The following is a 22,569-nucleotide window of genomic DNA, read 5'->3' on the forward strand; positions in this document are numbered from 1 at the left end:
ACAGATGACGTTTTCTGTTATCTGAACTCTGTCACCTGACCCCTTGTCAGTGGGCCACTGCCGCCGCGCGGGCGGCCGGGGAGGCGGCGAGGTAGCCGAGGGCCTGGCTGGAGGAGCCCTCCTGGGTGGGGTGGTAGCCGGGCCGCAGGTAGCGCAGGCCGGAGCGGATCGACCGGACCGGGTCGGGCAGCAGGCCGCGCCTGGCGATCCTGCCGGCCTCCCGCCAGGTGGGCTTGAGCCGCCCGTCGAGGGTGGGGTCGGCGGCGAGCAGGAAGCGGGCGCCGCGCACCCAGAGGTGGACCAGCAGCGGCCCGGAGACCGCCATGCCGCGGACCCGGCGCAGGTAGCCGGGGTCGAGGTGGACCATCAGGTCGAAGGCGACGCTGCGGTGTTCGACCTCCTCGGCGCCGTGCCAGCGCAGCAGGTCGAGCATCGTCGGGTCGGCCTTGGCGCGGTCCAGGCCCGGGGAGTTGAGCGCCCAGTTGCCGAGGAAGGCGGTGAAGTGCTCGATCGCCGCCACGAAGGCGACCCGCTCGATGAGGTTCTCGCGGCGCCGCGCGGGGCCGAGCCCGGGCTTGTCGCCGAGGACGCGCTGGAACAGCCAGGCGATCTGCCGGACGTACGGACGCGGGTCGAGCCCCTGGCCGAGCAGGTGGTCGAGGACCTCCTGGTGCGCCTCGGCGTGGATGGCCTCCTGGCCGATGAACCCGAGGACCTCCTCGCGCAGTTGCTCGTCGCGGATGAGCGGCAGCGCCTCCTTGAAGACCTTGACGAACCAGCGCTCGCCCTCGGGCAGCAGCAGGTGCAGCACGTTGATGACGTGGGTGGCCATCGGCTCGTCGGGGATCCAGTGCAGCGGCAGCCGGTCCCAGTCGAAGCGGACGTCCCGGGGTTCGAGGACGAGGCTGTCGTGGACGCGCGCGGCGGGGACGGCAAGGGCGGGTACGGGGGTGGAGCGGGGCACGGCGGGCCCTCCTGACCTCGGGGCGGCGGCTCGACTCAGGGAAACGTACTCGCGGGTAGCGGTTGGGACAAGGGGTTCGGCGACTCTTATCGACATCGAGTCTAATAAGTGACACACCCCGGGGCCGTCATCGGAAACGCGCGCGAACGACCAGGTCCTTGAACGAACACGCGGGCCCCGCCGGATCACTCGGATCCGGCGGGGCCCGCGGGAACGACCGGCCGTCAGACCGCCATCGCCAGCATCAGCGGCGCCGCCCGGGCCGCCAGCAGTTCGGCGGCGGCCTTCAGCTTGTGCACGTTGTCCACCGGCATCGACGTGGCCAGGCAGCCGACCGTGCTGCCCGCCGTGATCGGGACGGCCGCGCACACCGTGCCGAGCGCGTACTCCTGGATGTCCAGCACCGGCACGGTGGCCGGCTGCCGCTCCAGCCGGTGCATCAGCTGGTCGGCGTCGGTGACGGTCCGGGAGGTGAGCCGGGCCACCGGGTGGCGGGAGAGGTGGTCCCAGCGGGCGTCCGCGTCGAGCTGGCCGAGCAGGCACTTGCCGATCGCGCTGGCGTGCGCGGTGGCCCGGAAGTCCACCCACTCCTGCACCGCCGGCGCGTACTCGGCCGCGGACACCGCCTCCACCGACAACTCGCCGTCGTGGTAGCGGGTGAAGTACACTGCCGCGCCCAACTCGTCGCGCAGCTCGGCGAGTTTGCGGTTGAGCCGGGCCTTCACCAGCTGCTCCCGGTTGTGCTGGCCGAGCAGGGCGAAGGTGCCGCCGAGCACCCAACCGCCGTCCTGGCACTGGAGGTAGCCCTCGATCTCGAGGATCTCGGCGAGCTGCCGGACGGTCGGCAGGCCGAGCGAGGTCTCCCGCGCGAGGGCGACCAGGGTGGCACCGTCAGGGTGCCGGTCGACGGCCTCCAGCAGTCTGAGGGCGTGCTGCAGGGAGGTGAACGGGCCGGCGAGGCCCTGGTCCAGCGCGGCGTGGCGACCCGGGGCTGGTGTCGACATGTCGTCCCCTTCCGATGTCCCCCCACGGAGCGACCGCGGGCGCCCTCCAGCCTATCGACCCGGCGGGCCCGGCGACTGCTGTCCGTGAATATCCGTGAACATTCCGTGGAGCACCCACCGATCGCCTGGAGGAACGGTAGTGGAGGACAGCACGACGGCCCCCTCCCCCACTGCCCCGGGGGGAGGGGGCCGTCCCGCGGCCGCCGGGTTGCGGGGCCCCGGCGGCCGGTGAGGGCGGGTCAGTCGGTCAGCGGGGCGTCACACGTGGTGCGCCACGGCGGGGTGACTCAGCCGTGGTCACGCGTGGCGCGCCACGGCGGCGGGGTGACTCAGCCCTCGTCGCCCGCCCGCAGCTTGGCGACGGCCGCCTCCAGGCGGGCGCCGTACTCCTCGTCCGCGGCGTGGAAGTGGGCGAGGTTCTTCTCGACCACGTCGTCGCGGCTCACCTGGGCGAGGAAGCCCGCGATGTTGTCGATCAGCCGGGTCTTCTCGCCCGCGGACATCAGCCGGTACAGCTCACCGGCCTGGAAGAAGTCGTCGTCCTTGGTGTGAGCCGGCGTGGTGTAGGTGCCGGTGTAGCCGTCCAGCCGGACCGGCGCGGCGAGCGCGGTGTCGGTCTGGGCGGGGCCGTCGTACGAGTTGGGCTCGTAGTTCTTGCCGCGGCCGGACTTGTTGACGGCGTGGAGGCCGTCGCGGCCGTAGTTGTCCGCCTCGGTGGCGTGCGGGGCGTTCACCGGCAGCTGGGTGTGGTTGACGCCGAGGCGGTAGCGCTGGGCGTCGGCGTAGGCGAACAGGCGGCCCTGGAGCATCTTGTCCGGGGAGGGGCCGATGCCGGGCACGAAGTTGTTCGGCGAGAACGCGGACTGCTCGACGTCGGCGAAGACGTTCTCCGGGTTCCTGTTGAGCACCAGGCGGCCGACCTTGACCAGCGGGTAGTCGGCGTGCGGCCACACCTTGGTGAGGTCGAACGGGTTGAAGCGGTAGTCTGCGGCCTCGGCCACCGGCATCAGCTGGACGTAGAGGGTCCAGGACGGGAACACGCCGCGCTCGATGGCCTGGTGCAGGTCGCGCTGGTGCGAGTCGGCGTCGGCGCCGAGCACCTCGGCGGACTGGTCGCCGTCCAGCGAGCGGATGCCCTGGTTGGTCTTGAAGTGGTACTTCACCCAGTAGGCATCGCCCTCGGCGCTGACCCACTGGTAGGTGTGCGAGCCGTAGCCGTTCATGTGGCGGTAGGAGGCCGGGATGCCGCGGTCGCCGAACAGCCAGGTGATCTGGTGGGTCGAGGCGGGCGAGTGGGCCCAGAAGTCCCAGACGTTGTCCGCCTCCTGCACGCCGGTGTACGGGTCGCGCTTCTGCGAGTGGATGAAGTCGGGGAACTTGAGCGGGTCCTTGATGAAGAACACCGGGGTGTTGTTGCCGACCAGGTCGTAGTTGCCCTGCGCGGTGTAGAACTTCAGCGCGAAGCCGCGCGGGTCTCGCACCGCGTCGCTGGAGCCCAGGTTGCCGGCCACGGTGGAGAACCGCAGGAAGACCTCGGTGCGCTTGCCGACCTCGGCGAGGAAGTCCGCGCGGGTGTACCGCGACACCTCGTCGGTGACCTCGAAGTAGCCGTACGCGCCGGAGCCGCGGGCGTGCACGACGCGCTCCGGGATGCGCTCGCGGTTGAACCGGGCCAGCTTCTCCAGCAGCTGCTGGTCCTGGATCAGCAGCGGGCCGTACTCGCCGGCCGAGGCCGAGTTCTGGTTGTCGGCGACCGGGGCGCCGGACTCCGTGGTCAGGATCTTGGACATGGAGGGTCCTTCAGGTGTCGATAAAAGCGTTGCGTGGAGAGTGGTGTGACGTGCCGTCAGTCCCGGTGTGCGCGGGGCTCCGCCGGACCGCCGAACGGGCGTCAGACGCCCAGCAGGCGCCACACGGCCGAGCGGCGGCGGGAGGAGTGCTCGCCGTCGGGGCCGTCGGCGGGCCGGAGCGCGGCGACGGCGCCGGCGGCCGCGGTCTGGTCCGCCAGCGGGCGGGCGGCGGTCAGCGCGGCGGCCTCGTCGGCGGTCAGGCCGGCCTCGGCGAGGGCCGCGGCGGCCTCGGCGGCCGGGACGGCGTTGAACCAGCGCAGCGCGAGGGCCGCGCGGCCGGCCTCGGTGAGGCGGCCGGTGAGCCGGAGGCGGGCGAGGCCGCCGTCCGGGTGGACGTTGATGCGCACGTGGGTCACCGGGCGGCCGGCGTCGAGCCGGAAGCGGTGCCGGGTGTCGGGCTGCAGGCGGGTGCGGGGCAGGATCTCGAACCACTCGCCGTCGGCCGGGTCCGCCCCGGTCGAGGCGTCGAAGCCGACGAGGTCGGCCCAGCCGGGGGCATTGGCGACGAAGTGGGTGGTGTCCACCTCGGCGGCCAGGGCCTCACCGCCCCCGGCCAGGGCGATCTGCACCCAGTCGTTGGCCTTGTCGCGCCGACGCCGGGTCTCCCAGCCCTCGCCCATGACGGAGGCGCGACCGGGAGCGTTCAGGTTGTGCGGGGAGGAGAAGTAGCGGTCGGACGCCGCCTCGGCCACGCCGCCGTACTCCTGGGCGGCCAGGTCGAAGGTGAGGCCGTCCAGTTCGCGCGGGTCGGGCAGCACCTCGCCGTGGACGCGCAGCCGGGCGACGCCGCCGTCCGGGAAGATGTTGAGGCGGATGTGGGTGTAGCGGTTGGCGTCGTCGACGGCGAACTCGTGGGCGGTGTCGCCCTGGAGCGGGGTGCGCGGCACCAGCGTGGTCCACTCGGCGTCCGCCACCTCCTCGGGCGAGGGGTGGCCGGGCACGGAGGCGGCCTCGACGGAGGCGCTCTCCGGGTAGTTGCCGGTGAAGTGTGCGGTGTCCACCACCAGGCCGCGGACCACACCGCCGGCGCCGAGCCGGACGATCGCCCAGTCGTGGTCCTGGTCGGTGGGGTGGGGCTGGTCGGCGCAGACGCCGCGGCGGCGCCTGGACTCCCAGCCGTCCATGATCTGGCCCTTGTGACCGAAGGTGTGCGGGCGGAACTCGGCGGGCTTGGCGACCAGGAGGTTCTCGGCGTCGGCGAAGGTGTCCTCGTTGGTGGCGACGACGCCCGCGCCGAGCAGCCGCGAGGCCAGGTTGACCAGCTCGGTGAAGGGAGCGCTCGGGGTGTCGGCAGTGGTCACGAAGTCTCCTCAGGACAGGCGATCGGACGGGGTGGTGGTGGGGGCGGCGACGGGCCGGGTGAGCGGGCGGCCGAAGGGCTCGGCCGAGACGTCCACCGCGCGGCCGCGCAGCCAGGTGGTGCGGACCGCGCCGGTCAGCGTCCGGCCCGCGTACGGGGTCACGGGGTTGCGGTGGTGCAACTCGCGGGGGTGGACGGCGAATTCACCGTCGGGGTCGAAGGCGACCAGGTCGGCGTCGCAGCCCGCCGCGATGGCGCCCTTGATCCCGGTGAGGCCGACGAGTTCGGCCGGTCCGGCGGACATCCAGCGGACCACGTCGGCGAGGCCGTGGCCGCGGCGGCGGGCCTCGGTCCAGATCGCCGGCAGGCCCAGTTGCAGGGAGGCGATGCCGCCCCAGGCGGCCGCGAAGTCACCGCTGCCGCCGTACTCGGGCAGCAGCTTGAGGTCGGGGGTGGAGGGCGAGTGGTCGGAGACCACGGCGATGAACTCGCCGTCCGCCAGGGCCTGCCAGAGCAGGTCGCGGTTGGTCTCGTCGCGGATCGGCGGGCAGCACTTGAAGGCGGTGCCGCCGTCCGGCACCTGCTCGGCCGCCAGGGTCAGGTAGTGCGGGCAGGTCTCGGCGGTGACCTGGACGCCGTCCTCGCGGGCCTGGCGCAGCAGCGGCAGCACGGCGGCGGAGGAGACGTGCAGGATGTGGACGCGGGCGCCGGTGCGCCGGGCGGTGTCGAGCAGGACGGCGACGGCGACGGTCTCCGCGTCGGCGGGGCGGGAGGCGAGGAAGTCGCGGTAGTGGACGCCGGGTTGCTGCGGGGCGGCGGCCAGCACGGCCGGGTCCTCGGCGTGGATGATCGCCAGCGCCCCGAGCCGGGCCTGCTCGGCCAGCGCGGCCTCCAGGTCCGCGGCCTCGACGTGCGGGAACTCGTCGACGCCGGAGGGGGCGAGGAAGCTCTTGAAGCCGAACACGCCGGCCTCGTGCAGCGGCGCGAGGTCCGGGACGTTGCCGGGGACGGCGCCGCCCCAGAAACCGAGGTCGACCCAGGCCTGGCCGTCCGCGGTCTTCCGCTTGGCGGCCAGGCCCTCCAGCGTGGTGGTGGGCGGGACGGAGTTGAGCGGCATGTCGATGATCGTGGTGACGCCGCCGGCCGCGGCGGCCCGGGTGGCGGTGGCGAAGCCCTCCCACTCGGTGCGGCCGGGCTCGTTGACGTGCACGTGGGTGTCGACCAGGCCGGGCAGCAGGGCGGTGTCCCCGAGGTCGGCGAGGCCGCCGTCGCCGTCGGGTCGGTCGCCCGCGAGGAGCGCGCCGTACGCGGCGACCTGCTCGATCTTCCCGTCCCGGATCAGCACGTCGGCGGGGCGCTCACCGTCGGGCAGGACCACCCGTCGGGAGCGGATCACCGCTGGCTGGCTGAAAGGCATGGGAGACCTCCGAAACCTGGAAGTTGGGGGTGGGCGCCGGGCGGGAACCGGGAGGCGGACCGGCAGGGAACCGGCAGCGAACCGGGCGGGGAAGCGAAGGATTGCCGGGAGCCTAGGCCCGCCTTCAACAAAACGTCAATGGAGGAACGTACGAGGCGAACACACGGGGGATCCGCGCACCCCGTCGGCACGGGGGATCCGCCCGGCCCATCGGCATGCGGGAACGGGTACGGCGGGTCGGCGCGGAGGATCAGCCGGACAGCAGCTCGCCCGCCAGCCGCTCCCCCGCCACCTCGGCCAGCTCACCGGCCTTGGTCATGCTGTCCCCCGGCTGCTCCGCGAGGTCGGTGAGGGCGATCGCGGCGGTGAACCCGGCGGCCCGCCACTCGGGCTCGGACAGCTCCAGCCGCCCCGCCACGGCGGCCACCCGAACCCCCGCCCGGGCGGCCGCCGAGGCAACGCCGGCGGGGGCCTTGCCGTGGAGCGTCTGCGCGTCCAGACAGCCCTCGCCGGTCACGACGAGGCGTGCCCCACGCACGGCCTCGTCGAAACCCAGCAGTTCGAGCAGCAGCTCGATACCGGGTCGCATGGTGGCGCCGAGCAGCGCGAGGGCGGCGAAACCCACCCCGCCGGCGGCCCCGGCACCGGGGGCGTCGCGCACGTCCCGTCCGGTGGCCAGGGCGACCTGGTCGGCGAAGCGGGTCAGGCCCTCCTCCAGGACCACCAGGTCGTCGCCGTCGGCGCCCTTCTGCGGGCCGTAGACGGCGGTGGCGCCGCGCGGGCCGAGCAGCGGGTTGTCCACGTCGCAGGCCACGACGATCTCGACGCCGGCCAGCACGTCGGCCAGCGGGCCGGGCTCGATCCGGTCGAGCCTGCGCAACGCCGCTCCGCCGGGGGGCAGTTCGGCGCCGTCGGCGTCGCGCAGGCGGGCCCCGAGCGCCTGGACCATGCCCGCGCCGCCGTCGGTGCAGGCGCTGCCGCCGAGGCCGAGCACGATCCGCTTGGCGCCGAGCGCCACGGCCCGGCCGATCAGCTGGCCGACGCCGTAGGAGCCGGCCGCGAGCGGGGCGGTGCGGCCGCCGGGGAGCCGGGCGAGACCGGAGGACTGCGCCAGCTCGACCACGGCGGTGTCGCCCCGCACGGCCAGCGCGGCGTCCACCGGCAGGCCGGTCGGCCCGGCCACCTTGGCCGGGACGCGGGTGAAGCCGGCCGCGAGCGCGGCGGCCAGGGTGCCCTCGCCGCCGTCGGCGACGGGCAGTTCGCGCACCTCGACGCCGGGCGCGGCGCGCCGGACGCCGGCGGCGATCCGGGCGGCGACCTCGGCGCCCTCCAGGGTGCCCTTGAACTTGTCGGGAGCTACGACCACATGGCCCTGGTGGGGGGTGACGGGCATGGTGCGGTCCTCACTTCCGTACGGGGTCTGGCGATGTTTCGACAGCCTGTGCCAAGCATGAGCCCGGGTGCTCCGGGGATGCGACCCCCTGTCAGGAGATTCGCCCGCCCGTCGTCGCGGGGGTCCGCCCGTCGTCGCGGGGGTCAGCCCGCCGTCGCGAGGGTCCGCCCCCGCCGGGAGGGTGCGCTCCCGGCGGGAGGTGCGGCCCCCTCCCCGCCGTTCCCCTCGTCCCGCTTCCGACGTACGAGAGGCTCCCCTCGGCGGGGAGGGGGCCAGGCGAGGCGTACCGGCACGACCGAAGTGCCCCCGGCAGGGGAGTACGCATCACCGGCTGGATCGACCGGCGGGCGGGCGGATGAGCCCCGGCCCGACCGCCGGTCGGGTCTGGCCCCCTGGTGGCGCGGGCACGACCGGATGAGGTACACGCCACCAGGAGGAGTTCACAGGGGGGCCCGAGAGGCCCCGGGGCCTACTTGACCTCGCGGCCCGAGAGGCGCTCGACGCCGCGCAGCAGCGCCGAGTGGTCGAGCGAGCCGTCGCCGTTGGCGCGGGCGGAGGCGACCAGCTGGGCCACCACGGCGCCGACCGGCAGCGCGGCGCCCACGGCGCGGGCGGCGTCGGTGACGATGCCCATGTCCTTGTGGTGCAGGTCGATCCGGAAGCCGGGGGCGAACTCGCGGTCGACCATGTTCGCCTTCTTGCGGTTCAGCACGGTCGAACCGGCCAGGCCGCCGCCGAGCACGTCCAGCGCGGCGGGCAGGTCGACGCCGGCGTTCTCCAGGAACACCACGGCCTCGGCGAGCACCTGGATGTTGACGGCGACGATCAGCTGGTTGGCGGCCTTGACGGTCTGGCCGGCACCGGACGGCCCGACGTGGATGACCGTGGTGCCCAGGACGTCGAACAGCGGCTTGGCCTCGGCGAAGTCCTCGGCGGCGCCACCGACCATGATCGACAGCACCGCCTCGACGGCCCCGGCCTCGCCACCGGAGACCGGGGCGTCCAGGGTGCGCACGCCCTTCTCCTTGGCGGCCGCCTCGACCTTCTGGGAGGTCTGCGGGGTGATCGAGGACATGTCGATCACGAGGGTGCCGGGCCTGGCGTTCTCCAGCACCCCGCCCTCGCCCAGGATGGCCTGCTCGACGTGCGGGTCGGCCGGGACCATGGTGATGACGACCTCGGCGTCCTTCACCGCGTCCGCGATGCTGGTGGCGCCGTGACCGCCGGCCGCGACCAGGGCGTCGATCTGCGGCTGGGTGAGGTTGTAGCCGGTGACGTGGTGGCCGGCCTTGACCAGGTTGGCGGCCATCGGGCTGCCCATGATGCCGAGGCCGATGAAGGCGATCTTGCGGCTCATCGCGTCGTTCCTTACGTCGTTCGTGGGGTGGGGAGGGTGGTGGGCCGGGCTTGCCCGGCGGCGTGCGGCCCGCCCGCTCAGGGGCAGCGCAGGGCCCGCCCGCTCGACGGGTGCTCGGCGCCTGCTCAGCGGCTACTCGACGACTGTTCGACGGCTACTCGGCGGCTACTCGGCGGCGCGGTGCTCGCGCGGCAGCCACCCGAAGCTGTCGGCGCTGACGCCGGTGGAGGGGCGGTACTCCAGGCCGATCGGGCCGGCGTAGCCGGCGGCGGTGAGCCGGGCGAAGAGGTCCTCGAAGTCCAGCCCGCCGGTACCGGGCTCGTTGCGGCCCGGGTTGTCGGCGATCTGCACGTGGCCGAACCGGTCGGCGTAGGCGTCGATGACGGCCGGCAGGTCCTCGCCGTTCCTGGCCAGGTGGTAGAGGTCGCAGAGGAACTTCGCGTTGCCCAGGCCGGTGGCGGCGTTGACCTTGTCGACCACCTCGACCGCGGCGGCCGCGGAGACCAGCGGGTAGTCCGGGGACTCCGCCGTGTTGAGGGCCTCGATCAGCAGGATCGCGCCGATCTCGTGCGCGGCCCCGGCGGCGAGCACCAGGTTCTCCAGCGCGAGGGCGTCCTGCTCGGCGGCCTCGACGCCTTCGATCCGGTTGCCGTACAGCGCGTTGAGCGCCTTGGCGCCGAGCGAGGCGGCAAGCCCCGCGGCGACCGGGACGTTGGCCCGGAAGCGGTCCTTCTCGCTGGGCACCGAGACGGTGCCGCGGGCCCCGAGGGTGAGGTCGTCCAGGAAGTTGAGGCCGGTGAGCCGCACGCCCGCGTCGCCGAAGGCCTTGCGGAGGGTGTCCAGCTCGGCCTCGGACGGGGTGGGCTCGGCGCCGAAGGGCCACCACAGCTCGGCGGCGGTGAAACCGGCGGCCGCGGCCGCGGCGGGACGCTCCAGCAGCGGCAGTTCGCCGAACAGGATCGACAGGTTGACCGTGAAGCTGTGCCGGGAAGCGGCCGTCACGTCACTCACCTCTCACTCGCTACCGAGATCCGCAACTTCCACGATCCGGAAGAGGGATTCTGCTTGGTGGAAGCATCTCCGGCTCGGCGAGCAGGTGTCAAGACCGCCGCAACATTTTGTTGAAGAAGCCCGGAGGTGAGCCCGGCCGTGAGCCCGGCCGTGAGCCCGGCCGTGAGCCCGGCCGTGAGCCCGGAACCCCCCTCCCACCGGCGCCGCGACCGGCGGATCGACCGACCCTGCCCGCCCGCACCGGCGCTCGCTACAGTGAGCACGTGCGATTGATGGTGGAGTTCACGACAGAACCGTTCGAACTGGACACGTTCCCCGAGCACGCCGCGGCGGCCCGCCAGGTCGTCGACGAGGCCGGCCTGGCCGTCTCGGTCGGCCCCTTCGGGACCGGCGCCGAGGGCGAGGCCGACCAGGTGCTCGCCGCGGTGACCAAGCTGCTCCGGGAAACCCTGACCGCGGGTGCGACCCGGATCTCGGTCCAGGTCAGCGTGCTCGGCGAGGAGGGCGGTACGCCGTGACCGGGCACGTGGAACACCCGCTCGCCCTGGCGATCAAGCCGCTGCTCGACGCCGTCGGCGCGACGCCCGTCCAACTGGACGAGGCGAAGCCCGAGGACGTCGTCCTGGAGTGGGAGGGCACCCCGGCGCTCGCCGTCCGGCTGCCGCACCTCAGCAGCGCCCTGGACCGGCTGCTGGCCGAGATGGCCCGCCAGTTCGACGGCCGCCCGCTGGCCGAACTGGACCGCGGGGAGAAGCAGCGGGTCGTCGCCCTCCTGGAGGAGCGCGGCGCCTTCACCGTCCGCCACGGGGTCGAGACGGTCGCCTCGGCGCTCGGCGTCAGCCGGTTCACGGTGTACAACTACCTCAACCGCCAGGACGGCTCGAAGCCCTCCTGACCCCGGTCGCCCCCGGGTCGACCCCCCGGCTGTCTCCTCGGTCGATTCCGCCAGGACTTCCTTCTGGCGGAAACCTTCCGAACGGACGGACCCCGCCGGCACGGCCGGTCCGAACCAGCCCCCGGCGGGGCGCACTTGGCGAATCGCACACGAATCGCGCCGACAACGGCGGCCGGTTCAAAACGTAACCACCAACCGTTCAACAAAGTGTTGACGGCCGGGTGGGGTGGATCTAGCTTGTGCGGGTGGCACCACTCTTCAGGAGGTCCACCCGTGACCAACCACCCCCACACCCTTGACGCCCTGGCCGCGGCCGACGCCGCGGACCTGGAAGCCGTTCTGCTGGAGGTCTGCTCCAGCCCCCACTGGGCCGCCGACGTCGCGCGGGCCAGGCCCTGGTCCGACCGGGAGTCCCTGCTCACCGCCAACGCGGCGGCCATGGCCGGGCTGACGGTCGCCGACCTGCACGACGCGATGGCCGGCCACGCCCGGATCGGCAAGCCCAAGACCGGCGACGCCACCTCGCAGCGGGAGCAGGCCGGAATCCGGGGCGTGGACCGAGCCCTCCTCGACGAACTGCACGAGGCCAACGCCGCCTACGAGGCCAAGTTCGGCCACGTGTTCCTGATCTGCGCGACCGGCCGCACCGCGGCCACCATGCTCGCCGCCCTGCGCGAGCGCCACCCCAACGACGCCGCCACCGAGGCGGAGATCGTCCGGGGCGAACTGCGCAAGATCAACGACATTCGGCTCAACCGCCTGCTCGACGCATCCTGACGGAGCCGCGACGGGCCCTGGCGGGCCCCGGTGGACATATCCTGACGGATCATCAGCATTTGTTGACGAATGATCACTTCTGCCATCAGTAAGGTCACTTCACCCATGACTGGCATCTCCACCCACGTGCTCGACACCAGCCTCGGCCTCCCGGCCGAGGGCGTCCCGGTCGAGCTCGCACTGCACACCGAGGGTGGCTGGCAGGTGCTCGGCACCTCCGCCACGGACTCCGACGGCCGGGTCAAGGACCTGCCGGCCGTGGAGGCGGGCTCGGTCGTCCGGCTGCTCTTCGACACCCGCGCCTACCACGCGCTCAAGTCCGCGGAGCCGCCGTTCTTCCCCGAGGTCTCGATCGTCTTCACGGTCGCGCCCGCGCAGCACCACTACCACGTGCCGCTGCTGCTCAACCCGTTCGGATACTCGGTCTACCGCGGAAGCTAGTAGACCGACCTGGAAGCCCTAGGAGCCACGTCATGGCCCACGTGCTCGGTCAGAACCAGTACGGCAAGGCGGAGAACCGCATCGTGCGGGTCTACCGCGACTCCACCCGGCACGAGATCAAGGACCTGAACGTCTCGGTCTCCCTCCGGGGCGAGTTCGAGGACGTCCACCTCACCGGGTCGAACGCCAACTGCCTCCCCACCGACACCACCAAGAACACCGTGTACGCCTTCGCCAAGGAGCACGGGATCGAGTCGGCCGAGGCCTTCGGCATCATCCTGGCCCGCCACTTCGTCGACGACACCGAGCGCGGCGTCGTGCACAGCGCCCGGATCCGGATCGAGGAGTACGCCTGGGACCGGATCAAGACGCCGGACAACTCGGCCCGCTTCATCGGCTCGGAGGAGGTCGGCCACTCCTTCGTCCGCAACGGCCAGGAGACCCGCACCACCGAGATCGTCTACGACGGCGAGACCGTCCAGGTCATCTCCGGCCTCAAGGACCTCGTCGTCATGAACTCCACCAACTCGGAGTTCTGGGGCTACATCAAGGACAAGTACACCACCTTGCAGGAGGCGTACGACCGCATCCTCGCCACCCAGGTCACCGCCCGCTGGAAGTACGGCTACGACGGCCGGGACGGCGAGGCCCAGCCCAACTGGAACCGCTCCTACACCCACGTGCGGCGGCACCTGCTGGAGGCCTTCGCCGAGACCTACTCCTACTCGCTGCAGCAGACCCTGCACTCGATGGGCACCCGGGTCCTCAACAACCGCGCCGAGGTGGACGAAGTCCGCCTCGAACTGCCCAACAAGCACCACTTCCTCGTCGACCTGGAGCCCTTCGGCCTCAAGAACGACAACGAGGTCTACTACGCCGCCGACCGGATGTACGGCCTCATCGAGGGCACCGTGCACCGCGAGGGCGTCGTCCCGGTCATCCCCGTCGCCTGACCGCCCCACCCCAATGGGCACCGCCCGGAATCGCCGCACCCGCCGGCCCCCGAACGCCGGCCGCGTCCGGGCGGACAGCAGTACCCGCACCACCGGCACCACCCGTTCCACCAGTTTCTCCACCCCCACCCACCGGAGTTCGTGTCTGCCTCGCGGCGGCCGGCCCGGGGCACTGGAGAAGCGCCCCGAGGGATTCCTGCACCGCCGTCCCGCCCTCGGGGCACCTCCAGCGCCGCGGGCGCGCCGGGAGTCACGGGCACAAGAGGGGCTCGACATGGCACCCAGCGACACCAGCAGTAAAGACGGCGGTTCCACCCCGGAAAGAACCCCTGGCCCGGACGGCACGTCGGCACACCTGCCCGGTGAGCCGTCCGGGCCCGGAACCCACCCCGTGGACGAGTTGCTGCCCCCGGTGAAGCTCTTCTCCACCGGACTCCAGCACGTCGCCGCGATGTACGCGGGAGTCGTCGCACCCCCGCTCATCGTCGGCGCCGGCGTCGGGCTCTCCCCCGCCGAACTCGCCCTGCTCATCTCGGCCAGCCTGTTCACCGCCGGACTGGCCACCCTGCTCCAGACCCTCGGCATCTGGAAGATCGGCGCGCGACTGCCGTTCGTCAACGGCGTCTCCTTCGCGGGAGTCGCGCCCATGATCGCCATAGCCAAGGAGCACAGCCCGAAGGACGCCCTCCCGGTGATCTTCGGAGCGGTGATCGTCGCGGGGATCCTGTGCTTCCTCGCGGCACCGTACTTCTGCAAGCTCATCCGGTTCTTCCCCCCGGTCGTCCAGGGCACCGTGATCACCCTCATCGGGGTGTCCCTGCTTCCGGTGGCGGTCAACTGGGCGCGCGGCGGCTCGCCGGGCGCCCCCGGATACGGCTCCATGCGGGCCGTCGGGCTCGCCGCGATCACCCTCGTCGCGGTAGTGCTCTGCAACCGGCTGCTGCGCGGCTTCTGGCAGCAGCTCTCGTTGCTCATCGGCCTGGCGCTCGGCACCCTGATCGCCTTCCCGCTGGGCCTGGCCGACTTCGGCGCGGTCAAGGACGCGAAGATCTTCGCGCTCCCCTCCCCGTTCCACTTCGGCGCGCCCGTCTTCGACGCCGCCGCGATCGTCTCGATGTGCATCGTCATGGTGGTCGCCATGACCGAGTCCACCGCCGACATGCTCGCCCTGGGCAAGATCGTCGAGCGCGAGGCCGACGAACCCACGCTCGCCGCCGGCCTCCGGGCCGACGGACTGGCCACCGCGCTCAGCCCCGTCTTCAACGGCTTCGCCGCCAGCGCCTTCGCCCAGAACATCGGGCTGGTGGCGCTGACCAAGATCCGCAGCCGCTTCGTGGTCGCGGCCGGCGGCGGCATCCTGATCCTGCTCGGGCTCTTCCCCGTGCTCGGGTCGCTCGTCTCCCTGGTACCGCAGCCCGTCCTGGGCGGCGCCGGAATCGTGCTCTTCGGCACCGTCGCGGCGAGTGGCATCCGCACCCTCGCGGAGGCTGGGATGGAGTCCAGCTCGAACACCATCCTGGTGTCCGTGTCGCTCGGCGTCGGCATCATCCCCATCGCGGCGCCGACCTTCTACGACTCCTTCCCGGAGGCCGTCCGGACCCTGATGCACTCCGGGATCTCGGTCGGCTGCGTGATGGCCGTCCTGCTCAACCTGCTCTTCCACCACGTCGGAGCCGCCCGCCGGACCGGATCCGGCCAGACCTCCGGCGCGACGGTGCCGACGGCGACACCGTCCTGACCGGCCCGGGAGGGGCGCACGCCCCTCCCGGCCCCCCATAGGAGTGACACCATGGCAGTCCAGCCCCCACCCGCCGACCAGCGGATCGTCATCGAGAACGTCGCGATCGCCACCGTCGACGCCGACGACACCGAGTACGCCCGCGGCCACGTGGTCATCCTCGGCAACACGATCGAGTCGGTCGGCGACGGACCCGCCCCGCAGTGGCTGGACAACGTGGTGCGCCGGATCAACGGCGAGGGCCACCTGATCACCCCCGGCCTGGTCAACACCCACCACCACTTCTACCAGTGGATCACCCGCGGCCTCGCCCAGAACGACATCCTGTTCGACTGGCTCGTCGCTCTCTACCCGACCTGGGCCCGGATCGACGAGAAGCTCGTCCACGCCGCCAGCCAGGGCTCCGCCGCCGCCCTCCTCAAGTCCGGCTGCACCACCGCCTCCGACCACCACTACGTCTTCCCCAAGGACGGCGGCGACGTCCTCGGCGCCTCCATCGAGGCCGTCCGGGAGCTCGGCCTGCGGTTCACCGCGCTGCGCGGCTCCATGGACCGCAGCAAGAAGGACGGCGGCCTCCCGCCGGACCACGCGGTCGAGGAGCTCGACGACATCCTCACCGCCTCCGAGGCCGCCGTGGACACGTACCACGACTCCTCCTTCGGCTCGATGCTGCACGTCGCCATCGCGCCCTGCTCGCCGTTCTCGGTCTCCACCGACCTGCTCCGCCAGTCCGCCGAACTCGCCCGCCGCAAGGGCGTCCGGCTGCACACCCACGGCTCGGAGACCGCCGAGGAGGAGCAGTTCTGCAAGGAACTGTTCGGCATGGGCCCGACCGACTACTTCGAGTCCGTCGGCTGGCTCGGCGAGGACGTCTGGATGGCGCACTGCGTCCACATGAACGACTCCGACATCGCCAAGTTCGCCGAGACCGGCACCGGCGTGGCCCACTGCCCCTCCTCCAACGCCCGGTTGGCCGCCGGGATCGCCCGCGTCCCCGACATGCTCAGGGCCGGCGTCCCGGTCGGCCTCGGCGTCGACGGCACCGCCTCCAACGAGTCCGGCGAACTCGGCACCGAGCTGCGCAACGCCCTGCTGATCAACCGTCTGCACGGCTCCCCGACCGCCCTCACCGGCCGCCAGGCGCTGCGGCTGGGCACCATGGGCGGCGCCCGGGTGCTCGGCCGCCAGGACGAGATCGGCTCGATCGAGGCCGGCAAGCTCGCCGACCTCGCGCTGTGGAAGATCGACGGCGTCCTTCACTCCTCCATCGCCGACCCGGTCGCCGCCCTCACCTTCGGCGCCCTGCCGCCGCTGGCCGTGCTGTTCGTCAACGGCAACGCCGTCGTCGAGAAGGGCCAGCTGACCACCGTCAACGAGGACCGGATCGCCCGCGCCTGCGCCCGCGCCGCCAAGGAGCTCGCCGCCCGGCCGCTCTGACGCCCGCTGCTCCCCTTCCACCCCCTGAACTCCGGGCCGCCCAGGGACGGTGCGTGACCCGGACTCCGCAACCCGGCCTTCCCGGCCGGCGCGCGGACCGCCAGCCCCGGACCCACGGCGAGGGTCCGGGGCTGCGGCGTGCCCGGGGGCGGGTGACAGGTGACAGGTGACAGCGAACAGATAACAGATGACGAAAGTTGTCATCTGTTATCTGTTCGCTGAAATCTGTTCTTTGACATCTGTTCGCCGTGATGCGCTTGCTGTGATCCGTTCGCCGCGATCCGTCCGCTGTGGTGCGTCCGCCGCTACGGGCCCGGACTCAGGCGGTACGCCCGAGCGAGCCGAGGTACGCGCGCCAGCCGCCGTGGTGGGTGATCTCGCGGTGCACCCCCCGCTCCACCTCGCCGCGGGCGAGCAGCATCGACAGGCAGGCGGATCCGTCGTCGAGCTTGATGACACCGAGCTCCAACTCCCGCGGCTCGCCGGGGAGGATGACGTCGCGCAGGTGCTCCAGGGTGATGTCGTAGAGCTCGCCCTCGATGGCGGTGTCGACCGTCGGATCGGCGAGCAGGCCCGGGCAGACGTCGTCGATCGAGAAGAAGCGGTAGCCGGGGGCCGTCCGGGCCGGGCCGACCAGCGAGTCGGCGACCTTGGCGTGGAACGGTCCGCCGACCATGGCCTGGCCGTTGAAGAAGATGCGGGGCACGGTTGAACTCCTTACCGGGTACCGGGAAAAGGCCGTTCCGTACGGCGACGGGAGGACAGGTGGAATCGTCGCCGTACGGAACGGAGCAATGGGCCGGTGGGACTGCTACAGCCTGGCAGGCGGCAGCGGCGGCACCGGCGGATGGATTGGGTCTCAGCCCAGCAGGGGAAGCGCGGGGAGGGTCAGGAAGTCCGCGAACTCCTCGGCCAGGGCAACCTGTTCGAAGAGCTGGGCGGCCTCGCGCCAGCGGCCGCCGGCGTACGCGTCCGCACCCAGCTCGGCCAGGAGTTCGGCCAACTCCGCGGCGACCAGGGCGCGGACGAGGTCCGCGGTGGCCTTCTCGCCGGTGTCGGACAGGACGACGCCGTTGTGGATCCACTGCCAGATCTGCGAGCGGGAGATCTCCGCGGTGGCGGCGTCCTCCATCATGTTGAAGATGCCGACCGCGCCGAGGCCGCGCAGCCAGGCCTCGATGTAGCGGATACCGACCTGGACGGCGTTGTGCAGCCCCGCGTGGGTGCAGGTGCCGCCGGCGCCGGCGATGTCGAGCAGCTGGGTCGCGGTGACCGGCTCGGAGGGCCCGGGGTGGTCCTTCTGGTGGGGGCGCTCGCCGAGCACCGCGTCGAAGGAGGCGCGGGCGACCGGAACCAGGTCCGGGTGGGCGACCCAGGAGCCGTCGAAGCCGTTGCCGGCCTCGCGGTCCTTGTCCGCCTTGACCTTCTCCAGGGCGGCGGCGTTGACCTCCGGGTCCCTGCGGCTGGGAATGAACGCGGCCATGCCGCCGATCGCGTGGGCGCCGCGCTTGTGGCAGGTCTGCACCAGCAGGCGGGTGTACGCGGCCATGAACGGCGAGGCCATGGTGACGCTGTTGCGGTCCGGCAGGACGTACTGCTCGCCGGCGTCGCGGAAGTTCTTGACGATCGAGAACAGGTAGTCCCAGCGCCCGGCGTTGAGGCCGGCCGCGTGGTCGCGCAGCTCGTAGAGGATCTCGTCCATCTCGAACGCGGCGGTGATGGTCTCGATCAGCACGGTGGCGCGGACGGTGCCGTGCGGGATGCCGAGCGCGGCCTGGGCGTGGGTGAACACGTCGTTCCAGAGCCTGGCTTCGAGGTGGCTCTCGGTCTTCGGCAGGTAGAAGTACGGGCCGGAGTTGGGGTCCTCGGCGCCCTTGGCGAGCAGCCGGGCGGCGTTGTGGAAGAAGTACAGGCCGAAGTCGAGGAAGGCTCCGGCGACCGGGGTGCCGTCGACGAGCAGGTGGTTCTCGTCCAGGTGCCAGCCGCGCGGGCGGACCACGACGGTGGCGAGTTCGGCGGCGGGCTTGAGGGCGTACGCCTTTCCGGCGGAGGTGGTGAAGTCGATCCGGCCCTCGAAGGCGTCGATCAGGTTGATCTGGCCGCCGACCACGTTCTCCCAGGTCGGGGAGGTGGCGTCCTCGAAGTCGGCGAGCCAGATCCGCGCGCCGGAGTTGAGGGCGTTGATGACCATCTTGCGGTCGGTGGGACCGGTGATCTCGACGCGGCGGTCCTGGAGCGCGCGGGGCGCCTCGGCGACCTTCCAGTCGCCGGCCCGGATGTCGGCGGTGTCGGGGAGGAAGTCCAGCGTGCCGGCCCTGGCGATCTCCGCCCGGCGGGCCTTCCGCCCGGCCAGGAGCTCCTGTCGCCGCCCTTCGAAAGCGCGATGGAGGCCGACGACGAAGGCGACCGCCTCCGGAGTGAGCACCTCCTCCGCCCGGTGAACGCGCGGACCGGCGACAGTGACGACCGGAGCAGCGGGGGAGGCGCCGACGGGTCCCTGTTCTGTAGCCATGGGCAGGACACTCCTAAGCGGTTGAGCCTGGCGGAGGGAGCTCCGGTGGGAACTTCCTTGATCGGAACCCGCCTGTCGGCGAGTTCGATTCTGTAAGGTGGAGACTAGTTTCCGCGATACAGAATTTCAACGGTTTGTTGATGTGATCGCCGGGACTCTACTCCTCCCCGACAGCGAAGGGAACGCCGGTGGTTTCGACCCCCGACACAGCACCGACGACCAGCACGGACCGCGCGACCGGCGGCGTGCAGTCCGTCGAGCGCGCCTTCCAACTCCTGGAGGCGCTGGCCGACTCCGGCGGCGTGGCCACCCTCAGCGAGCTCTCCGCCAGCTCCGGCCTGCCGATGCCGACCATCCACCGCCTGGTTCGTACCCTCGTCCAGCAGGGCTATGTACGCCAGGACACCGCGCGTCGCTACACCCTCGGCCCCCGGCTGATCCGCCTCGGCGAGACGGCCGGCCGGCTGCTCGGCAGCTGGGCCCGCCCCTACCTGGCCGAACTCATGGAGGCCACCGGCGAGACCGCCAACCTGGCGGTGCTGGAGGGCGGCGAGGTGGTGTACGTCGGGCAGGTGCAGTCGCGGCGCTCGATGCGGATGTTCACCGAGGTCGGCCGACGGGTGCAACCGCACTGCACCGGCGTCGGCAAGGCGCTGCTCGCCCAGCTCCCCGAGGACGAGGCACGCGCCATCCTGGGCCCCAACCCGCTGCCCGCGCACACCGAGTACACCGTCACCGACCCGCAGGAGCTGCTGCACCAGCTCGCCGAGGCGCGCGAGCGCGGCTACGTGGTCGACGACCAGGAGCAGGAGATCGGCGTCCGCTGCATCGCGCTCGCCGTACCGGGCGCGCCGACGCCCACCGCCCTGTCGGTGTCCGGCCCGGAGGCTCGCATCCGGGCCCTGGAGGAGCAGGCCGGCACGTCCTCGCTGGTGCCGGTGATGCACCACATCGCGACCCGGCTGGGGCAGGTCCTCGCCCCCTGACCCGCCGCCACCGCCCGCTTCGCGCACGGGAAGTCGATCTCGCCGGCAGAGTCCTCCGGTCGACTTCCCGTGCGTGCGCTCGCCCGTTCGGGCGGACGCCGAGCGGGTTGCACCGGCCCCCGGCGCAGGCTCCGCCACCCTGGTGCGGACGCGGCCCGCAACGGCGCGGGCGGCCGGGCCCCGGGACAGGGTGGACAACGATGACGTACGGGCGTTCGATGATGCGGGGCGGGTCCGGGCAGAGCGGGTCCCGGCAGGGCTGGTCCGGGCAGGGCAACAGGCTCTGCGGATTCCGCGCGGCCCCGCTCGTCGCCGCGATGGCGGCCGGCTGCTCGGTGGCGACGCTGACCGCCGGCCCGTCCTGGGCGCTGCGGCGGCCCGAGCCCCGGTCGGCGGTGGACACGGCAGCCCCCGCGGCGTCCCGCTCCGATCTGGAGGTGGTCCGGCTCGACCCGGACGCCGCCCCGCCCGGCGGCACCACCACCATCCACGCCTTCATCGCCAACCACGGCCCGGACACCACCGCCGCACCGTTCACCGTGCTGGTCACGCTGCCCCCCGGGGTCTCCCCCGAGGGCCCGTACTTCCCGGAGGACTGCGAGGTGCGGCTCAACGGCCGCCAGGTGCGCTGCGTCTTCCCGGCCGGACTGCCCCCGCTGCGCAGCGCGACCGCGCTGGTACCGGTGCGCCTCTCCCCGGACCTGCCGATCGGCAAGCTCACCGGCGGCTCGGTCGCGGTGCGCGGCGTGGACGACCCGGACGAAGGGAACAACCGGCAGCCGTTCGACATCACGGTGGTCGAGACGGCTCCCGGTTCCTGACCCGGAATCCCCGAAGGCCCTACCGGTACACGCGGACGTAGTCGGCGGCGAAGGTGATCGGGGCGGTGCCCTGCGGCGCCGGGTGGTACTTCCCCGCGCCGACCGACAGGTTGAGGATCAGGTACGCCGACCAGTTGGCGCCGACGCCCTTGCCGTCCGAGAACACCTTGGCGCCGTTGACGTACCAGTCCACCGAGGTGGCGCCGTAATAGGTGCCGATGGTCACCCACTGGTCCTTCGCGACGGCACTCGCGTCGGTGTAGTACTTGGGGTTGCCGGGGTTGACGTGGTTGGTCAGCTCCAGCAGATTCGGGTTGTCGGGGTGGTACTCGAAGGAGTCGACCTCCCCGTTGCCGTTCTTCCAGGTCCAGAAGGCCGGCCAGGCGCCGGAGCCGGACGGCAGCTTGACCCGGGTCTCGGCGTAGTCGCCGGTCCTGACCTGGAAACCCTCGCTGGAGCCCTCGGTGGTCAGGAAGCCGGTGTTCCAGGCCTGCTTGCCGTTCTCCAGCGTGGTGGTGCCGGGCGCGGCGGTGAAGGTGGCGACCCCGTTCGCGACGCTGACGTTGTTCTTGTTCAGCAGGTCGAGCTTGTTGTCGTCCGGGTTGTGGTTGCCGTACTTGTACGCGGTGCTCTTGTCGCCGACCCAGCGCGAGCCCCAGCTGATCGGGCTGTTGAACTCGTCGGACCAGGTCAGCGACTTGCCGGCGACCGGCGAGGCGGGGGTGCCGGCCGACGGGCTGGCGGTGGCGCTCGGGCTGCTCGTCGGGCTCGGGCTGCTCGTCGGGGTCGGCTTCGCGGTGGGGGTGGGGGTGGGGGTCGGGGTTGCGGTCGCCGTCGGGGTTGCGGTCGCCGTCGGGGTCGGCTTCGCGGTGGGCGTCGGGGTCGAGGTCGGCGTCGGGGTAGGAGTCGGCGCCGGGGTGCTGGAGACCACCAGCTGCTGCGAGGCCAGGTTGTGCCAGGCCCCGCCGAGATCCTGCCAGAAGCCGAACTGGGTGTACGTCCCGGCCGGCAGGGCGCGCGCGCCGCTGGTGAAGGACAGGCCGCTCGGGCAGATCTGCACGTTGGAGGCGTTGCCCGGGAAGTCGAGGTTCGCTCCGGCCGCGTTCCGGACGCCCACACCGACGGTCCTCGCGGTGAAGCAGGCCGGGGAGTGGAGGGTCAGCGAGGCGGTGGCGGCCTGGTTGGCGACCATGGTCGCCGGAGCGAGCCGGTCCTGGGTGACAGTCGGGGCGGCGGCTGCCTGGGCGCCGGAGACGGCCGGCAGGCCGAGCAGTCCGGCGCCGGTGACGGCGAGCGCTCCGGTGACGGCGAGGGCGGCGTTGCGGCCCCGGTGGGAGGGGCGGGCGTGGCGCGGCGCGCGGCGCCGGGCAGGCTGGTGCATGGCAGTGTCCTCTGCGACGCCTGCGAGGTGAGCTGTCGGATTCGGGCTGAGGTGGCCCGGCCGCCGGTGGGAGCGGCTTCACCCCTAGCCACGGCCCGCACGCGGGAGCGTACGGGCCGGGCGCTGACCTTGGTTCCCCCGCTCCCGTCCGCTGTGGTGCTCGGTTGCCGGCCGACGGGTGGACAGGACTCGGCGTCCCGGCGGCGGGGGTCCGCGAGGGCGGACGACGGTTGCAGGCTAGTGCTGCTCCGCGCAAGTTCGTGGAGGGGTCAGGTCGCCGGGCTGTCGAGGTAGAGGCCGCAGGCGCAGTCCAGGCATTCTTCGGGGGCGCC

At 72.3% G+C, this 22,569-nt stretch carries 20 protein-coding genes and 1 riboswitch; of the genes, 9 read left to right on the plus strand and 11 right to left on the minus strand.

Annotation, left to right across the window (positions count from 1 at the left end; all coding sequences use genetic code 11):
• Positions 1 to 46 precede the first annotated feature (46 nt).
• From ACIQVZ_RS33230 to ACIQVZ_RS33265, 8 genes are all read right to left on the minus strand, one after another.
• Positions 47 to 964 carry a metal-dependent hydrolase gene (locus tag ACIQVZ_RS33230; protein ID WP_402455120.1) on the minus strand — a complete coding sequence of 306 codons (918 nt, stop codon included), beginning with the start codon at positions 962 to 964 and terminating at the stop codon, positions 47 to 49.
• Between the two features lie 224 nt (positions 965 to 1,188).
• Complete coding sequence (locus tag ACIQVZ_RS33235; RefSeq protein ID WP_063350013.1) at positions 1,189 to 1,968, minus strand: IclR family transcriptional regulator; 780 nt, start codon at positions 1,966 to 1,968, stop codon at positions 1,189 to 1,191.
• Positions 1,969 to 2,297: 329 nt separating this feature from the next.
• The gene (locus ACIQVZ_RS33240) at positions 2,298 to 3,758 is read right to left on the minus strand and encodes a catalase (RefSeq protein WP_402455123.1); all 1,461 of its coding nucleotides are present in this window, start codon (positions 3,756 to 3,758) and stop codon (positions 2,298 to 2,300) included.
• 101 nt (positions 3,759 to 3,859) lie between these two features.
• Positions 3,860 to 5,119, minus strand: coding sequence for an allantoicase (alc, locus tag ACIQVZ_RS33245; RefSeq protein ID WP_402455125.1), 1,260 nt, complete (start codon positions 5,117 to 5,119; stop codon positions 3,860 to 3,862).
• 9 nt (positions 5,120 to 5,128) lie between these two features.
• Complete coding sequence (gene allB, locus ACIQVZ_RS33250) at positions 5,129 to 6,535, minus strand: allantoinase AllB (protein ID WP_402455127.1); 1,407 nt, start codon at positions 6,533 to 6,535, stop codon at positions 5,129 to 5,131.
• A 250-nt stretch (positions 6,536 to 6,785) separates the two neighbouring features.
• Positions 6,786 to 7,928, minus strand: coding sequence for a glycerate kinase (locus tag ACIQVZ_RS33255; RefSeq protein WP_350875336.1), 1,143 nt, complete (start codon positions 7,926 to 7,928; stop codon positions 6,786 to 6,788).
• A gap of 469 nt (positions 7,929 to 8,397) precedes the next feature.
• The gene (locus ACIQVZ_RS33260) at positions 8,398 to 9,285 is read right to left on the minus strand and encodes a 2-hydroxy-3-oxopropionate reductase (RefSeq protein ID WP_402455129.1); all 888 of its coding nucleotides are present in this window, start codon (positions 9,283 to 9,285) and stop codon (positions 8,398 to 8,400) included.
• 165 nt (positions 9,286 to 9,450) lie between these two features.
• Complete coding sequence (locus ACIQVZ_RS33265; protein ID WP_402455131.1) at positions 9,451 to 10,296, minus strand: TIM barrel protein; 846 nt, start codon at positions 10,294 to 10,296, stop codon at positions 9,451 to 9,453.
• 272 nt (positions 10,297 to 10,568) lie between these two features.
• Between ACIQVZ_RS33265 and ACIQVZ_RS33270 the strand changes: the two genes are divergently transcribed.
• From ACIQVZ_RS33270 to ACIQVZ_RS33300, 7 genes are all read left to right on the plus strand, one after another.
• Positions 10,569 to 10,814 carry a thiamine-binding protein gene (locus ACIQVZ_RS33270; protein WP_079136014.1) on the plus strand — a complete coding sequence of 82 codons (246 nt, stop codon included), beginning with the start codon at positions 10,569 to 10,571 and terminating at the stop codon, positions 10,812 to 10,814.
• Positions 10,811 to 11,191 carry a helix-turn-helix domain-containing protein gene (locus ACIQVZ_RS33275; protein WP_402455133.1) on the plus strand — a complete coding sequence of 127 codons (381 nt, stop codon included), beginning with the start codon at positions 10,811 to 10,813 and terminating at the stop codon, positions 11,189 to 11,191. The genes ACIQVZ_RS33270 and ACIQVZ_RS33275 overlap by 4 nt, the downstream gene beginning before the upstream one ends.
• 273 nt (positions 11,192 to 11,464) lie before the next feature.
• A complete protein-coding gene (gene uraD / locus ACIQVZ_RS33280) occupies positions 11,465 to 11,968 on the plus strand; it encodes a 2-oxo-4-hydroxy-4-carboxy-5-ureidoimidazoline decarboxylase (RefSeq protein ID WP_350875328.1) in 504 nt (167 codons plus the stop codon).
• Positions 11,969 to 12,073: 105 nt separating this feature from the next.
• Positions 12,074 to 12,409, plus strand: coding sequence for a hydroxyisourate hydrolase (gene uraH / locus ACIQVZ_RS33285; RefSeq protein WP_350875326.1), 336 nt, complete (start codon positions 12,074 to 12,076; stop codon positions 12,407 to 12,409).
• 32 nt (positions 12,410 to 12,441) lie between these two features.
• Positions 12,442 to 13,362, plus strand: a complete 921-nt coding sequence (pucL, locus tag ACIQVZ_RS33290) for a factor-independent urate hydroxylase (protein ID WP_350875324.1) — start codon at positions 12,442 to 12,444, stop codon at positions 13,360 to 13,362.
• 274 nt (positions 13,363 to 13,636) lie between these two features.
• On the plus strand, positions 13,637 to 15,100 hold the full coding sequence (locus ACIQVZ_RS33295; RefSeq protein WP_350875322.1) for a nucleobase:cation symporter-2 family protein: 1,464 nt from the start codon (positions 13,637 to 13,639) through the stop codon (positions 15,098 to 15,100).
• Positions 15,101 to 15,151: 51 nt separating this feature from the next.
• Positions 15,152 to 16,537, plus strand: coding sequence for an 8-oxoguanine deaminase (locus ACIQVZ_RS33300; RefSeq protein WP_350875320.1), 1,386 nt, complete (start codon positions 15,152 to 15,154; stop codon positions 16,535 to 16,537).
• 319 nt (positions 16,538 to 16,856) lie between these two features.
• On the opposite strand, the gene ACIQVZ_RS33305 is transcribed toward ACIQVZ_RS33300, so the two are convergent.
• Together ACIQVZ_RS33305 and aceB are read right to left on the minus strand one after the other, a co-directional pair.
• Positions 16,857 to 17,243 (minus strand): gamma-glutamylcyclotransferase, encoded by a 387-nt coding sequence (locus ACIQVZ_RS33305; RefSeq protein ID WP_402455139.1) that lies wholly within the window; start codon positions 17,241 to 17,243, stop codon positions 16,857 to 16,859.
• Between the two features lie 153 nt (positions 17,244 to 17,396).
• On the minus strand, positions 17,397 to 19,049 hold the full coding sequence (aceB, locus tag ACIQVZ_RS33310; RefSeq protein ID WP_402455141.1) for a malate synthase A: 1,653 nt from the start codon (positions 19,047 to 19,049) through the stop codon (positions 17,397 to 17,399).
• Positions 19,050 to 19,237: 188 nt separating this feature from the next.
• Here aceB and ACIQVZ_RS33315 point away from each other — a divergent pair, with 188 nt between their 5' ends.
• Positions 19,238 to 20,035 carry an IclR family transcriptional regulator gene (locus ACIQVZ_RS33315; protein WP_350875313.1) on the plus strand — a complete coding sequence of 266 codons (798 nt, stop codon included), beginning with the start codon at positions 19,238 to 19,240 and terminating at the stop codon, positions 20,033 to 20,035.
• 200 nt (positions 20,036 to 20,235) lie between these two features.
• A complete protein-coding gene (locus tag ACIQVZ_RS33320; RefSeq protein ID WP_402455143.1) occupies positions 20,236 to 20,856 on the plus strand; it encodes a hypothetical protein in 621 nt (206 codons plus the stop codon).
• 19 nt (positions 20,857 to 20,875) lie between these two features.
• On the opposite strand, the gene ACIQVZ_RS33325 is transcribed toward ACIQVZ_RS33320, so the two are convergent.
• Positions 20,876 to 22,237: a hypothetical protein gene (locus ACIQVZ_RS33325; RefSeq protein ID WP_402455146.1), complete on the minus strand. Its 1,362-nt coding sequence runs from the start codon at positions 22,235 to 22,237 to the stop codon at positions 20,876 to 20,878.
• A 2-nt stretch (positions 22,238 to 22,239) separates the two neighbouring features.
• Positions 22,240 to 22,406, minus strand: a riboswitch (cyclic di-AMP (ydaO/yuaA leader).
• Between the last annotated feature and the right edge of the window lie 163 nt (positions 22,407 to 22,569).

Origin of the sequence: Kitasatospora sp. NPDC098663, from assembly GCF_044760075.1 — a bacterium.
In the GTDB taxonomy this organism is placed as follows: domain Bacteria; phylum Actinomycetota; class Actinomycetes; order Streptomycetales; family Streptomycetaceae; genus Kitasatospora.

Coding starts and splice junctions, on each gene's coding strand:
- ACIQVZ_RS33260 (WP_402455129.1), bottom strand. CDS start 9,285: ATGAGCCGCAAGATCGCCTTCATCGGCCTCGGCATCATGGGCAGCCCG.
- ACIQVZ_RS33325 (WP_402455146.1), bottom strand. CDS start 22,237: ATGCACCAGCCTGCCCGGCGCCGCGCGCCGCGCCACGCCCGCCCCTCC.
- ACIQVZ_RS33295 (WP_350875322.1), top strand. CDS start 13,637: ATGGCACCCAGCGACACCAGCAGTAAAGACGGCGGTTCCACCCCGGAA.
- ACIQVZ_RS33235 (WP_063350013.1), bottom strand. CDS start 1,968: ATGTCGACACCAGCCCCGGGTCGCCACGCCGCGCTGGACCAGGGCCTC.
- uraH (WP_350875326.1), top strand. CDS start 12,074: ATGACTGGCATCTCCACCCACGTGCTCGACACCAGCCTCGGCCTCCCG.
- ACIQVZ_RS33240 (WP_402455123.1), bottom strand. CDS start 3,758: ATGTCCAAGATCCTGACCACGGAGTCCGGCGCCCCGGTCGCCGACAAC.
- ACIQVZ_RS33270 (WP_079136014.1), top strand. CDS start 10,569: ATGGTGGAGTTCACGACAGAACCGTTCGAACTGGACACGTTCCCCGAG.
- allB (WP_402455127.1), bottom strand. CDS start 6,535: ATGCCTTTCAGCCAGCCAGCGGTGATCCGCTCCCGACGGGTGGTCCTG.
- pucL (WP_350875324.1), top strand. CDS start 12,442: ATGGCCCACGTGCTCGGTCAGAACCAGTACGGCAAGGCGGAGAACCGC.
- ACIQVZ_RS33255 (WP_350875336.1), bottom strand. CDS start 7,928: ATGCCCGTCACCCCCCACCAGGGCCATGTGGTCGTAGCTCCCGACAAG.
- aceB (WP_402455141.1), bottom strand. CDS start 19,049: ATGGCTACAGAACAGGGACCCGTCGGCGCCTCCCCCGCTGCTCCGGTC.
- ACIQVZ_RS33300 (WP_350875320.1), top strand. CDS start 15,152: ATGGCAGTCCAGCCCCCACCCGCCGACCAGCGGATCGTCATCGAGAAC.
- ACIQVZ_RS33320 (WP_402455143.1), top strand. CDS start 20,236: ATGACGTACGGGCGTTCGATGATGCGGGGCGGGTCCGGGCAGAGCGGG.